This is a genomic window from Aquabacterium sp. (genome assembly GCF_035476535.1).
GTDB lineage: Bacteria > Pseudomonadota > Gammaproteobacteria > Burkholderiales > Burkholderiaceae_C > Pseudaquabacterium.
Window position 1 is genome coordinate 1 of sequence record NZ_DATILJ010000243.1, and the last position, 13,465, is coordinate 13,465.

Here is a 13,465-nt window from a genome sequence, read left to right on the forward strand (position 1 = left end):
CGGAGGCACAAATGAACGTTTGGTTTTCTGGCTCTCTTTCTTGGTGACTTCTTTCTGAGCCAGCAGAAAGAAGTTACCCGCCCGCCGGGGCGGAATCCCGGCCACTCCGCAGGACTCAACAATCGAATGTCGGCTCTCAGAACAACAACCGAACGGCCGCAACGGGCCGATGACAGAACTTCCATCGGCGCAGCCCCGGCGCCAGCGCCGTGCGCTCATTTGTCGCTGCCTCCCAGCTGCCCGGCGCGGCGTTGCAGGCCGAAGTAGTTGAACAAAATAGCGGACCCGCGCCGCCATCGGATTTACCCGTTGTCCCCACACGCAAGTTGTCTGATAACCTGATGATCATGGTGCTTTCCCTGCCCATTCATGCCTCCAACCACGCGCCTGTGCAAGCGGCTGGTGCTGCTGCGCCGGCGGATGCCGGCCAGCTGGGCCGCGAAACGCTGGCCGACCGCCTGGCCGAGCGCTTGTCGGCGCAGATCCAGCGCGGCACGCTGGCGCCCGGCGACCGCCTGCCGACCGAGGCGCAACTGGCGGCCACGCATGGCGTGTCGCGCAGCGTCGTGCGTGAGGCCGTTCATCGCATCAAGTCGCGCGGGCTGCTGGTGTCGCGCCAGGGCTCGGGCGTGTTCGTCAGCGCACCGGCGCAGCACCAGGCACTGGAGTTCGACCCCGCCGTGCTGGAATCGGTCGAAGCCGTGGTGCAGGTGGTCGAGGTGCGGCGTGTGCTCGAAGGCGAGATCGCCGCGCTGGCCGCCGAGCGTGCCACGCGGGCCCAGCTCACGGCGTTGAAGCAGGCGCTGGCGGCCATCGACGCGGCCAGCGCCGCCGGCCACGACGGCGTGGCCGAGGACCTGGCCTTCCATCGCGCCATCGGCGAAGCCACCGGCAACCCGCAGTTCCGCAGCCTGCTCGGCTTCCTGGAACAGTACCTGCGCGAGGGCATGCGCATCACCCGCGGCAACGAAGCGCGGCGCCTCGATTTCATGGAAGCCGTGCGCAAGGAACACCGTGCCATCGTCGACGCCATCGTCGCGCGCGACCCGGCTGCCGCGCGGCGCGCCGCATTGCGCCACCTGCAGCACAGCCAGCGCCGGCTGGAGCAAGGCGGCGTGCTGCCCAACCGCGCGGCCGCCAAACCAGTGGGCGCCACGCCCAGACCCTCAAAGAGACCCCCACCATGAAACTCCTGATCACCGGCGGTGCCGGTTTCGTCGGCACCCGACTGGCCCGCACGCTGCTGGCGCGCGGCATGCTGGGCGGCCGAACCATCGAACAACTGGTGCTCGCCGACCAGGCGCCGGCCCAGCCCGAGCTGCTGGCCGATGTTCGCGTGCAAGGCCGCGTCGGCCCGCTGCTGGCAGCCTGCGAGAGCCTGCGAGACGACAACTTCGACGGCGTGTTCCACCTGGCCTCAGCCGTATCTGGCGAGTGCGAGGCCGACTTCGAACTCGGCCTGCGCTCGAACCTGGACAGCACGCGCGCGCTGCTCGACGCGCTGCGCGCGCGCACACAGGCCGGTGCGCCGGCAACGCGGCTGGTGTTCTCCAGCTCGGTGGCGGTGTTCGGGCCCGACCCCGCGCGGCCCTTGCCGCCGCAGGTGGCCGACGACACGCTGCCGACGCCGCAGACCTCCTACGGCACGCACAAGCTGGTGTGCGAGCACCTGATCGCCGACTACACGCGCAAGGGCTTCATCGATGGCCGCGCGGCGCGGCTGATGACTGTCACGGTGCGGCCGGGCCGGCCGAATGGTGCGGCCTCGTCCTTCTTCAGCGGCATCATCCGTGAGCCGCTGGCCGGCGAGCAGGCCATCTGCCCGGTATCGCCCGAGGTCTCGCACCCGGTGTCCTCGCCGCAGCGCACGGTGGATGGCCTGATCGCCGTCTACGAAGCCAGCCGCGCGCAGCTGGGCGGGCGCATGGCGCTGAACCTGCCAGCGCTCAATGTACGCGTCAGCGAGATGCTGGCGGCACTGGAAGCGGTAGCCGGGCCGTCGGTGCGCGCGCGGGTGCGCTTCGTGCCGGACCCGACGATCCAGGGCATCGTCGCCGGCTGGGCCAGCGGCGCCACGGCCGAGCGCGCCGCCTCGCTCGGGCTGCTGCCCGAGCACAGCTTCGAAGACATCATCCGCGCCTACATCGCCGACAACGCGGCGAACCCCGCCGCCTTGAAGGGCTTGAAGGCATGAACCAGCTGGACTTGGCGGGCCGCGTCGCGGTGATCACCGGGGGGGCCCAGGGCATCGGCTTCGCGATCGCGCAGCGCCTGCTGCGATCAGGCGCGCGCGTGGCGCTGTGGGACATCAACGACGCCGCGTTGAACGAAGCCCGTGTCGTGCTGGCCACGCTGGGCACGGTGGACACCGTGGTGGTCGAACTCTGCGACGAGGCCAAGGTGGCCGCGGCCGCCGCGCAGACCGTCGGCACGGCCGGCCGCATCGACATCCTGGTCAACAACGCCGGCATCACCGGCGGCAATGCGCCGACCTGGGAACTGCCGCCGGCCGTGTGGCGTCAGGTGATCGAGGTCAACCTCGTCGCGCCCTACCTCACGTGCCGCGCAGTGGTGCCGCAGATGATCGCCCAGGGCTATGGCCGCATCGTCAACATCGCCTCGGTGGCGGGCAAGGAAGGCAATCCAAATGCCTCGCACTACAGCGCGTCGAAGGCCGGCCTGATCGCACTGACCAAGTCGCTGGCCAAGGAGCTGGCGCAGCAGGGTGTGCTGGTGAATGCGGTGACACCGGCGGCCGCGAAAACGCCGATCTTCGATTCGATGACGCCCGAGCACATCGGCTACATGCTGGGCAAGATCCCGATGGGGCGCTTCGTCAATGTCGACGAGATCGCCGCGCTGGTCGGCTGGCTCAGCAGCGAGGACTGCTCGTTCTCGACCGGCGCGGTGTTCGACATCTCGGGCGGCCGCGCGACCTACTGAAGGCCACGCAGCGGCCTGCAGGGGCCTGCGCCGCAGGCCTCACCCTGCCGCAGCCAGCGCCTTGCCCACTTCGTTGCTGCCCTGGGCCGCGCCGCTGGCGGGCACGATCTCGCCGTCACGATCGCTCACCTGAGCCCATGCGGCGGCCAGGCGTTCCGGCGTGTCGTCCGTCAGCCCCAGGTGCAGGCCGGGGGTCAGCGTGATGTGCGCGGCCTCGAAGGTGCCGGCGCCGGCACAGGCAATCGTGCGGTTCGGTGCATGTTCGCTGGCCAGCAGCAGCATCGCCGGCACCACGGCTTCGGGCTTCAGCGCGGCCAGCACGGCCGGTGGCATCAGGTCTTCGGTCATGCGCGTGGCGGCGGTGGGCGCCAGGCAGTTGACGCGAATGTCGTTCTTCGCGCCCTCGATCGACAGCGTCTGCATCAGCCCGACCAGCGCCATCTTCGCGGCGCCGTAGTTGGATTGGCCGAAGTTGCCGTACAGGCCCGAGGACGAGGTGGTCATCACGATGCGGCCGTACTTGCGCTCGTTCATGATCGGCCAGACCGCCTTGGTGCAATGCACCGCGCCCATCACATGCACGTCCATCACCAGGCGGAAATCGTCGATCGCCATCTTCGCGAAACTCTTGTCGCGCAGGATGCCGGCGTTGTTGACCAGGATGTCGACGCGGCCCCAGGCCTCCACCGCCTGCGCCACCATGGCCTGCACCGCGTCGAAGTCGGTCACCGAGGCGCTGTTGGCCAGCGCCTGGCCACCGGCGGCGATGATCTCGTCGACCACCGCCTGCGCCGCGCTGGTCGAGCCGCCCACGCCATCACGCGAACCGCCGAGGTCGTTGACCAGCACCTTGGCGCCGCGCGCGGCCAGCGCCAGCGCATGGGCGCGGCCCAGGCCGCCGCCGGCCCCGGTGACGATGGCCACTCGATCTGTGAAAGACAAACTCATGTCGCGGTACTCCGTGCGCTGGACAAAGCCGTGCTTATACCGCGAGGGCGGCTCGTCCGCCGGCACTCCGCTGGCACTCGCGGGATCCGGCCGCGCTTCACAATCGCCCCATGTCCAGCCAGAACCTGCTGTGGATCGACGACACGACCCCGCTGCCGCCCACCCGCTGCGCGCTGGGTCCGGACAGCGACGCGCCGGGCCTGCTGGCCGCCGGCGGGCGGGTGACGCCGCAGCGCCTGGAAGAGGCCTACCGTGCCGGCGTGTTCCCCTGGTACAGCCCCGGCCAGCCGACGCTGTGGTGGAGCCCCGATCCGCGCATGGTGTTGCCGGTGGCAGAGTTCAGGCTGTCGGCCTCGCTGCGCAAGACCTTGCGCAAGTTCCTGCGCACGCCCGGCTGCGAGATCCGCATCGACACGACGTTCCGCCGCGTGATGCGGGCCTGCGCCGGCACGCCGCGCGCGGGCCAACAGGGCACCTGGATCGTGCCCGAGCTGATCGAGGCCTATTGCGCCTGGCATGCCAAGGGCCGCGCGCACAGCGTCGAAACCTGGATCGATGGAGAACTGGTCGGCGGCCTCTACGGCGTGGGCATCGGCGGCATGTTCTATGGCGAATCGATGTTCGCGCACCGCACCGATGCCTCGAAGATCGCGCTGGCCGCGCTGGTGGCCTTTTGCCGTGCGCACGGCATCACGCTGATCGATTGCCAGCAGCACACCGGGCACCTGGCCTCCTTCGGCGCGCGCGAAATTCCACGCGCGACATTCGAAGCCCACCTGGCACGCGCCTTGGGGGCCCCTTCGCCGCCGGCTTGGACCTATCATCCCAGGTTGTGGGCGCAGCTGGGCATCGTGGCCGAGCCGCCGGCCCAGACCCCTGGAGCCTTCGACGGACCTTGATTGGCGTGACGCACCCGAAAGAGCTACCGCTGTCGTCGTTGCAGTTCTACGCAACGGCGCCCTACCCCTGCAGCTACCTGCCGGACCGGCTGGCACGCTCGCAGGTGGCCACGCCCAGCCACCTGATCCATGCCGACGCCTATTCCGGCCTGGTGGCCAACGGCTTCCGGCGCAGCGGCATGTTCACCTACCGGCCGTATTGCGACAGCTGCCGCGCCTGCGTGCCGCTGCGCCTGCCGGTGGCCAGCTTCGAGCCCACGCGCAGCCAGCGCCGCGCCTGGAAGCGCCACAGCCACCTGAAGGCCCGCGTGCTGCGCCTGTGCTTCGTGCCTGAGCACTACCAGCTCTACCTGCGCTACCAGTCCGGCCGCCATTCCGGCGGCGGGATGGACCATGACAGCGTCGACCAGTACACGCAGTTCCTGCTGCAAAGCCGCGTCAATTCACGGCTGGTCGAATTCCGCGAGCCGGTGGAAGGGGATGCGGCCGGCGCCGGCGGAACCACAAACGCCGGCGCTGCCGGCGTGTTGCGCATGGTGGCCATCGTCGACGTGCTGAACGACGGCATCTCGGCCGTCTACACCTTCTACGACCCCGAGTACAAGGGCAGCCTGGGCACCTACAGCATCCTGTGGCAGATCGAGCAGACCAAGCAGCTGAAATTGCCGCACGTCTACCTCGGCTACTGGATCGCCGAGAGCGACAAGATGGGCTACAAGGCCGACTTCGGGCCGCACCAGGTGCTGGTGGACGGCCACTGGCAATTCGCCAAGCCGGCCGAGCCGGACGCGGCGCCCGCGGTGCCCCCACGCGCCTGAACAAACGGGCGGTATTCGCGCGGGTTCTCCGCGCATCGAAGCCGCTCGAGACGCTTCAGACTGAAGTGCCTGGCCCGGCTGTCCGCGGCCTGTACCCACCGCGTGCAAGCCCGATGAATGCCTTGAAGAAACTCCTCCGCCGTGCCCGCAGCCATCCCCGCGCGGTGCTGGCGCTCGCCACCACCTTGCTGCTGCTGGTCGGGCTGCTGAGCCTGTACGCCAAGGCCGTGCAGGACACCAAGGCCCGCAAGAGCCCCGAGGCACGGCAGTTCGAGCAGGCGCCCGAGGATTGGCTGGCCCACGAACGCAACGTCTCGCACCTGCGCAGTGCACTGGACGCCGGCCAACTGCAGGTGGTGGGCCTGGCCAGCGGCCAGCCCGGGCTGGTGCTGTACTCGCTGAAGAATGGTGAAAAGGCCAGTGCAGTGGTGCCCGGCTGCACCGCGCTGGGCTGCGCCGGCACCGTGCTGGACAAGCTGGGCCAGCACAGCGCCACGGCAGGATTTGCCCTGGTCAGCATCCAGGTCGACCCGCGCACCGCCAGCCACCGCCTGCTGGACATCATCAACGCGCTGCTGTCACCCTTGATCGTGCTGGCCACGATCGTCGTGGCGCTGTTCATGGCCACCAAGCTGCAAGCGGGCATGGGCGGCGCCGCATCCCGGCTGTCGGTGCGGCCGGAAACGGCCTTCGACGATGTCATCGGCAGTGCCGAAGCCAAGGCGGCCCTGAACCGCGTGAAGGCCTTCATGCACGACCCGACGCACTACGCCAAGCTCGGCGCCTCCGCGCCGCGCGGCGTGCTGCTGGTGGGCCCGCCCGGCACCGGCAAGACCTTGCTGGCCAAGGCCCTGGCCGGCGAGAGCAAGGCCAACTTCATCGCCGTCGATGGCTCCTACTTCACCGCCATGTTCTATGGCGCCGGCGTGGCCAAGGTCAAGGAGCTGTTCAAGCTGGCGCGCAAGAACGCGCCCTGCGTGCTGTTCATCGACGAGGTCGACGGCATCGGCAAGCGCAGCACAGGCGGCCAGGGCAGCGGCGCCGAATCGGAGCTGAACCGCATCATCAACCGCGTGCTGGTCGAGATGGACGGCTTCGAGGCGCTGGACAACGTGGTCGTGGTCGGCGCCACCAACCATGAAGACAACGTCGACCCGGCGATGCGCCGGCCCGGCCGCTTCGACATGCTGGTGCGCCTGACGCTGCCGACCCTGCCGGACCGGCAACGGCTGTTCGAGCTGTACATCGACAAGCTGGCCCACGACGGCACGGCCGACACCGCGGCACTGGCACGCATGAGCGCGGGCATGTCGCCGGCCGACATCGCCAACACGGTGAACAAGGCAGCCTCCTGCGCCGCCGAGGCCGGTGCGCCGCAGGTCTCGTCCGAGCACCTGCTGCGGGCGATCGAGACCCACCAGCTCGGCGGCGAAGTGTCGACCGTCAAGGGCCTGCTCACCGAGCCCACGCGCGAGCGCCTGGCCTACCACGAGGCCGGGCACGCGCTGGTCGGCCACTGGCTGCGTGTCGGCGCCGTCGAGCGCATCACCATCGAGCCGCGCGGCCAGGCGCTGGGTGTCACCTACATCACCCGCGACACCGAAGATCCGCTGTACCAGCAATCCGAACTGAGCAGCCGGCTGGCGATGATGCTGGGCGGCCGCGAGGCCGAACTGCTGGTGCTCGACAGCGTGTCCACCGGCGCGTCGGACGACTTGAAGCGCGCCTCCGAGCTGGCCATCAACATGGTCGGCTCGCTGGGCTTCTCCAAAACCTTCGGCCTGCTCAGCGTGGCCGGCGTGCCCAAGGATCTGCTGGGCCCGGACATCCAGGCCGCGGTGCTGCAGGAGGCCCGCGCGCTGCTCGAGCAGGCGCAGGCCAAGTGCCAGCGACTGCTGCAGGCCCGGCGCGACCAGCTCGATGGCCTGGCCCAGGCCCTGCTGCAGCGCGAAGTGCTGAGTGGCGACGAATTGGCCGATTTGCTGGACTCGTGCGTGGCGGCCTGATCCCGTCGCAGCGCGCGGCTGCCGGCGGGGCGCCGCCTACAATCTGCGCATGCCCATTTCCCCCGTTCCCGAGCTGGTGGCCGAGCTGGCCGCCGGCCGCATGGTGATCCTGGTCGACGAAGAAGACCGCGAGAACGAAGGCGATCTGGTGCTGGCCGCCGACCACGTGACGCCCGAGGCCATCAACTTCATGGCCAAGCACGGCCGCGGCCTGATCTGCCTGACGCTGACCCGCGAACGCTGTGAACGGCTGCAGCTGACGCCGATGGCCGCGCGCAATGGCACCGTGCATGGCACCGCCTTCACCGTGTCGATCGAAGCCGCCGTGGGCGTGACCACCGGCATCTCGGCCGCCGACCGCGCCCGCACCGTGCAGGCCGCGGTGGCCCGCGAAGCGCTGCCGCGCGACCTGGTGCAGCCCGGCCACATCTTCCCGCTGCAGGCGCAGGACGGCGGCGTGCTGATGCGCGCCGGCCACACCGAAGCCGGCTGCGACCTGTCGGCGATGGCCGGCTTGACGCCCGCCGCGGTGATCTGCGAGATCATGAACGACGACGGCACGATGGCGCGGCTGCCGGACCTGGAAGTCTTTGCCCGCCAGCATGGCCTGAAGATCGGCACCATCGCCGACCTGATCGCCTTCCGCAGCCACAACGAAACACTGATCGAACGGGCCGGCGAGCGTGAGCTGCAAACCGCCCAAGGCCGCTTCCACTGCGCCGCCTACCGCGACCGCTCCGGCGGCCTGCACCTGGCGCTGCGCCATGGCGAGTGGTCCGCGGACGATGAAGTCGTCGTGCGCGTGCATGAACCCTTCACCGCCTTCGACCTGCTGGATGTCGGCGCCTGCGGCCATTCCTGGCCGCTGCCCAAGGCACTGGCCGCGATCCAGGACAGCCCGCGCGGCCTGGCCGTGCTGCTGAACTGTGGCCACGATGTGCAGACCCTGCTGCCGCAGCTGCTCGGCGGCATCGAACCGCCGCCCCGCACCACGCAGATGGACTTGCGCACCTATGGCGTCGGCGCGCAGATCCTGCGCGACCAGCGCGTCACCCGCATGAAGCTGCTCGGCAGCCCGCGCCGCATGCCCAGCATGGTGGGTTATGGCCTCGAAGTCACCGGCTTCGTCGCCGCGAGCCGCTGAATTTCCCCGAAAGTCCCCCACGCCATGCAAAACGCCAACCAAGGCACCTCCGGCAACCTCGATGGCGAGGGCCTGGCCATCGGCATCGTGCAGGCCCGCTTCAATGCCGACATCACCGACCAACTGGCGCAGGCCTGCCTGGCCGAGCTGGAAACGCTGGGCGTCGCCGCCAAGCACATCACCCACATCACGGTGCCCGGCGCGCTGGAGATCCCGGTTGCGCTGAAGGCCATGGCCGACAGCGACGACTACGACGCGCTGATCGCGTTGGGCTGCATCGTCCGCGGCGAGACCTACCACTTCGAGCTGGTGGCCAATGAAAGCGGCGCCGGCGTCAGCCGCGTGTCGCTGGACCATCAGCTGCCGATCGCCAATGCGATCCTGACCGTCGAGAACCAGGATCAGGCCGTGGCCCGCGCCAATGACAAGGGCCGCGATGCCGCGCGTGTCGCCGTCGAGATGGCGAACCTGATGGATGAGCTGTCATGAGCGAAGACACCCCGGCAGCGCCGAAAGCCGCCAAGCCGGCACGACCCAAATCGGCCCGCCGCCGTTCGCGCGAGATCGCGCTGCAAGGCCTGTACGAATGGCTGGTCGGCGGCGCGGACGCCGGCGTCATCGACGCCCACATGCGTGAACAGGAAGGCTTCGACAAAGCCGACCGCGTGCACTACGACGCGCTGCTGCACGGCTGCATCAGCGAAGCCGCCGACCTGGATGCCGTGCTGGCCCGCCATGTCGACCGCAAGACCACCCTGCTGTCGCCGGTGGAGCACGGCGTGCTGCTGATCGGCGCCTACGAGCTGAAGCATTGCATGGACATCCCGTACAGGGTGGCCATCAACGAAGCGGTGGAGCTGGCCAAATCCTTCGGCGGTACCGATGGCCACAAGTACGTGAACGGCGTGCTGGACAAGGCCGCGACCGACCTGCGGCCCACCGAAGTCGCCGCCAAACGCGGCCGCTGAAGCCAGGATGAAAACGGCGCGCCGGCTCGACCACATCGAGCCCTTCTATGTCATGGAGTGCGCCAAGGCGGCGGTCGAGATCGCCGCCAGCCCGGCCTGCGACCCGCGCCAGGGCGGAGAGCGCATGCTCTTCCTGAACATCGGCGAGCCGGACTTCACCGCGCCACCGCTGGTGCAGGAAGCCGCCCAGCGCGCCATTCGCGACGGCCGTTCGCAGTACACCCAGGCCACAGGGCTGCCGGCGCTGCGCGAAGCCCTCTCGCAGTGGTACCGCACACGCTTCGGACTGGACATTCCGGCGCGGCGCATCGTCATCACCGCCGGCGCTTCGGCCGCACTGCAGCTGGCCTGCCTGGCGCTGTTCGAGGCCGGCGACGAAGTGCTGATGCCCGACCCCAGCTACCCCTGCAACCGGCATTTCGTCGCCGCCGCGGAAGCCGTCGCGCGGCTGTTGCCGGCGCATGCCGAACACCGCTTCCAGCTCGATGCCGATGCGGTGGCCCGCGCCTGGAGCCCGGCCACGCGCGGCGTGCTGCTGGCCTCGCCGTCCAACCCGACCGGCACCTCGATCCATCCGGACGAGATGCGGCGCATCGACGCCGTGGTGCGCGGCCACGATGGCGTGACCATCGTCGACGAGATCTACCTGGGCCTGAGCTACGACGAAACCTTCGGCCACAGCACGCTGGCGCTGGGCGAACACATCATCTCGGTCAACAGCTTCTCCAAGTACTTCAACATGACCGGCTGGCGCCTGGGCTGGCTGGTGCTGCCCGAGGCGCTGGTGCCGCCGGTCGAGCGCCTGGCGCAGAACCTGTTCATCTGCGCGTCGACGATCGCGCAGCATGCGGCACTGGCCTGCTTCGAGCCCGAGTCCATCACCGAATACGAACGCCGGCGCGCCGAGTTTCGTGCGCGGCGCGATGTCGTCGTGCCGGCGCTGAACCGGCTCGGCCTGAAAGTGCCGGTGATGCCCGACGGCGCGTTCTACGCCTATGCCGACTGCAGCGCGCACAGCGCCGACAGCTGGGACTTCTGCTTCGACCTGATGCACCGCGCTCATGTGGCACTGACACCGGGCCGCGACTTCGGCCGCGACGACCCCAAGCGCTGGCTGCGCCTGTCCTTCGCGAACGCGATGCCGCAACTGGAAGAAGCGCTGCAGCGCCTGGCCCGCGTGCTGTGAATCGTCGCCGGCGGCCGGTCGCCGTGACATTTGCCCGACGCCACTCCGCCAAGCCGTGACAAGCCGTAAACGGGCGGCATTCCCCCACGCATTTCGAATCATGGAAAGGCCCCGTGCTGCTGCGGGCCGCCTTAAGCTGCGGGGCTGTGAGTTCGACACCTCCGCCCAACCCCGGTGACTTGCGCGGCTTTGCGCCAACGCAGTTCGACCCCAACCCCACCCCCTTGTCGGCCGACGAGTGGCCGGTGCTGGGCGACGACAGCGCGCCAGTGCCGCTGGACCTGCTGCCCGAGCCGAACCAGGCCGAGCCGACGATCGGCCATGTCGGCCGCTACGCGCTGAAGCGCCGGCTCGGCGAAGGCGGACTGGGCCGCGTCTACACCGCCTGGGATCCGATCCTGTCGCGCAACCTGGCGATCAAGACGCTGCAGTTGGGCGCCGCCGGTGTCGAGCGCGAACTGCTGGACGCGATGATCCTGAACGAAGCCCGCGCGGTGGCCGGGCTCAATCACCCGCACATCGTCACGGTGTTCGACGCCGGCCTGTCCGAACGCGGCGTCTACATCGCGATGGAACAGCTGCCCGGCATGGACCTGCGCGAGATGCTGGCCGAAGGCTGGCGCCCCGACGCGGCGCGCGCCGCCAAGCTGATCCGCCGGGTGGCCGATGCGCTGACCTATGCGCATTCGATGGGCGTGATCCATTGCGACATCAAGCCGGCCAACATCTTCATGGTCGACAAGCGCAAGCCCAAGGTCCTGGATTTCGGCATCGCGCGCATTGCCCACCGGCCCGGCTCGCCGGCGCTGGAAGGCCTGATCACCGGCTCGCCGCATTACCTGGCGCCCGAGCAACTGCGCGGCGGCCCGGTCGACGAACGCTGTGACGTCTATGCGCTGGGCGTCGTGCTGTACGAGGTGCTGACCGGCCGCAAGGCCTTCAGCGGCGTCTCGCTGACCGGCATCACGCAGGCGGTGCTGGAAGGCAATCCGGTGCCGGCGCATGCGCTGGTGCCGGGGCTGCCGGCCGAGCTGTCGCAGATTGCCACGCGGGCGATGGCGCGGGACCCGGCGCAGCGCTTCCCTTCAGCGCGCGAGATGTCGCTGGCGATCCGGCGCTGGCAGGCGACTCAGAGTGCGGCCAGCGCCGCGACCGCACGGCCCGTGGCCGCGTCGCGCGCCGAAGCAGCACCTGCCCCGAGCCGTGAGCCCGACCGCACGGCCCGCCGCAAGCGGCGGGTCGGCCTGATCGCTGCCCTCGCCTTGCTGCTGCTGGCCGCGTCGGCGTATTGGCTGTGGCCCGGCGCAGAACCGGCGCATCGCCGCTCGGGCCAGATCGACGCCGCAGCGCCAGTTCATCCCGTCTGAGCCGGCGGCGATGCGTGCGCACGCTCGCGTATCATCGCGCGGCCGATGTCCGAGCCTGCCACCCTGCGTTCAGCCACCCTGCCGTCTGCCAGCCAGCCCTTCCGCCATGCCGTGCGCGTGTACTGGGAAGATACCGATGCCGGCGGCGTGGTGTTCTACGCCAACTACCTGAAGTACTTCGAACGCGCCCGCACCGAATGGCTGCGCTCGCTGGGCGTGCAGCAGCAGGCCTTGCGCGAGGCCACCGGGGCGATGTTCCTCGTCACCGACACGGCCCTGCGCTACAAGCAGCCGGCGCGGCTGGACGATGCGCTGCAGATCACCGTGGTGGTGGATGACTTCCGCCCGGCATCGATGAAGCTGTCGCAGCAGGCCTGGCGCGGCGAGACGCTGCTGTGCGAGGGCGAGATCCGCATCGGCTGCGTCGACGCCACCAGCCTGCGACCCTGCCGCATTCCCACGCAAATCACCGCACTGTTCACATGAACCAGGACCTTTCGATCGTCACCCTCGTGCTGAACGCCAGCCTGGTGGTGCAGCTGGTGATCGCCGGGCTGATGCTGACCTCGCTGGCCAGTTGGACGGTGATCTTCACCAAGCTCTTCGGCCTGCGCACGCTGCGGCGGAACAACGATGACTTCGAGCGTGAGTTCTGGTCCGGCAAGAACCTGAACGAGCTGTACAACGCCGCCGGCACCAAGCCGCGCACCGCGCCGATGGAACGGCTGTTCGCCAGCGGCATGCGCGAGTTCATGAAGCTGCGCGAACGCCGGCTCGAAGCCGGCTCGCTGCTCGACGGCGCGCGCCGCGCGATGCGCGCCAGCCTGCAGCGCGAGCTGGACATGATCGAGGGCAATGTCGGCTTCCTCGCCTCGGTCGGTTCGGTGAGCCCGTATGTCGGGCTGTTCGGCACGGTGTGGGGCATCATGCATGCGTTCGTCGGCCTGGCCAGCGTGCAGCAGGTGACCCTGGCCACCGTGGCCCCGGGCATCGCCGAAGCGCTGGTGGCCACTGCCATCGGCCTGTTTGCAGCGATTCCGGCGGTCGTGGCCTACAACCGCTTCGCACGCGACATCGACCGCATTGCGATCCAGCTCGAGACCTTCATCGAGGAGTTCTCGAACATCCTGCAGCGCAATGCCGGCGGCCCGGCCGTGACGCAGGCGCACTGACCCGCGCAGGAGCC

15 protein-coding genes are annotated in these 13,465 nt (G+C 69.3%); 13 read left to right on the forward strand and 2 right to left on the reverse strand.

Features of this window, described 5'->3' with window-relative positions; translation table 11 throughout:
- Positions 1-219 (reverse strand): hypothetical protein (locus tag VLK61_RS23960; RefSeq protein ID WP_325424694.1); only part of this gene is annotated, 219 nt, incomplete at its 3' end.
- A 128-nt stretch (positions 220-347) separates the two neighbouring features.
- Between VLK61_RS23960 and VLK61_RS23965 the strand changes: the two genes are divergently transcribed.
- The 3 genes from VLK61_RS23965 to VLK61_RS23975 are packed head-to-tail and all read left to right on the forward strand — an operon-like array spanning position 348 to position 2,943.
- Entirely contained in the window at positions 348-1,187 is an 840-nt protein-coding gene (locus VLK61_RS23965; RefSeq protein WP_325424696.1) for a FadR/GntR family transcriptional regulator, read from the forward strand.
- Complete coding sequence (denD, locus tag VLK61_RS23970) at positions 1,184-2,194, forward strand: D-erythronate dehydrogenase (RefSeq protein WP_325424698.1); 1,011 nt, start codon at positions 1,184-1,186, stop codon at positions 2,192-2,194. The genes VLK61_RS23965 and denD overlap by 4 nt, the downstream gene beginning before the upstream one ends.
- Positions 2,191-2,943 carry an SDR family NAD(P)-dependent oxidoreductase gene (locus VLK61_RS23975; protein ID WP_325424700.1) on the forward strand — a complete coding sequence of 251 codons (753 nt, stop codon included), beginning with the start codon at positions 2,191-2,193 and terminating at the stop codon, positions 2,941-2,943. The genes denD and VLK61_RS23975 overlap by 4 nt, the downstream gene beginning before the upstream one ends.
- A 39-nt stretch (positions 2,944-2,982) precedes the next feature.
- On the opposite strand, the gene VLK61_RS23980 is transcribed toward VLK61_RS23975, so the two are convergent.
- On the reverse strand, positions 2,983-3,891 hold the full coding sequence (locus tag VLK61_RS23980) for an SDR family NAD(P)-dependent oxidoreductase (protein ID WP_325424702.1): 909 nt from the start codon (positions 3,889-3,891) through the stop codon (positions 2,983-2,985).
- 110 nt (positions 3,892-4,001) lie between these two features.
- Between VLK61_RS23980 and aat the strand changes: the two genes are divergently transcribed.
- The 10 genes from aat to tolQ all read left to right on the forward strand — a co-directional run bounded on the left by aat (position 4,002) and on the right by tolQ (position 13,451).
- Positions 4,002-4,790, forward strand: a complete 789-nt coding sequence (gene aat / locus VLK61_RS23985; RefSeq protein WP_325424705.1) for a leucyl/phenylalanyl-tRNA--protein transferase — start codon at positions 4,002-4,004, stop codon at positions 4,788-4,790.
- Positions 4,791-4,795: 5 nt separating this feature from the next.
- Positions 4,796-5,608, forward strand: a complete 813-nt coding sequence (locus tag VLK61_RS23990) for an arginyltransferase (protein ID WP_325424708.1) — start codon at positions 4,796-4,798, stop codon at positions 5,606-5,608.
- 122 nt (positions 5,609-5,730) lie between these two features.
- Positions 5,731-7,614: an AAA family ATPase gene (locus VLK61_RS23995; RefSeq protein WP_325424712.1), complete on the forward strand. Its 1,884-nt coding sequence runs from the start codon at positions 5,731-5,733 to the stop codon at positions 7,612-7,614.
- A gap of 49 nt (positions 7,615-7,663) precedes the next feature.
- Positions 7,664-8,758: a bifunctional 3,4-dihydroxy-2-butanone-4-phosphate synthase/GTP cyclohydrolase II gene (gene ribBA, locus VLK61_RS24000; protein WP_325424716.1), complete on the forward strand. Its 1,095-nt coding sequence runs from the start codon at positions 7,664-7,666 to the stop codon at positions 8,756-8,758.
- Between the two features lie 24 nt (positions 8,759-8,782).
- Positions 8,783-9,247, forward strand: a complete 465-nt coding sequence (gene ribH, locus VLK61_RS24005; protein ID WP_325424718.1) for a 6,7-dimethyl-8-ribityllumazine synthase — start codon at positions 8,783-8,785, stop codon at positions 9,245-9,247.
- A complete protein-coding gene (gene nusB, locus VLK61_RS24010; protein ID WP_325424720.1) occupies positions 9,244-9,726 on the forward strand; it encodes a transcription antitermination factor NusB in 483 nt (160 codons plus the stop codon). Before ribH ends, nusB begins: the two co-directional genes overlap by 4 nt.
- Positions 9,727-9,733: 7 nt before the next feature.
- Positions 9,734-10,912, forward strand: coding sequence for a pyridoxal phosphate-dependent aminotransferase (locus tag VLK61_RS24015; RefSeq protein WP_325424724.1), 1,179 nt, complete (start codon positions 9,734-9,736; stop codon positions 10,910-10,912).
- Positions 10,913-11,058: 146 nt separating this feature from the next.
- The gene (locus VLK61_RS24020) at positions 11,059-12,279 is read left to right on the forward strand and encodes a serine/threonine-protein kinase (RefSeq protein ID WP_325424725.1); all 1,221 of its coding nucleotides are present in this window, start codon (positions 11,059-11,061) and stop codon (positions 12,277-12,279) included.
- 45 nt (positions 12,280-12,324) lie between these two features.
- The gene (ybgC, locus tag VLK61_RS24025) at positions 12,325-12,765 is read left to right on the forward strand and encodes a tol-pal system-associated acyl-CoA thioesterase (RefSeq protein WP_325424727.1); all 441 of its coding nucleotides are present in this window, start codon (positions 12,325-12,327) and stop codon (positions 12,763-12,765) included.
- Positions 12,762-13,451, forward strand: a complete 690-nt coding sequence (gene tolQ, locus VLK61_RS24030; RefSeq protein ID WP_325424729.1) for a protein TolQ — start codon at positions 12,762-12,764, stop codon at positions 13,449-13,451. Before ybgC ends, tolQ begins: the two co-directional genes overlap by 4 nt.
- Positions 13,452-13,465: the final 14 nt, after the last annotated feature.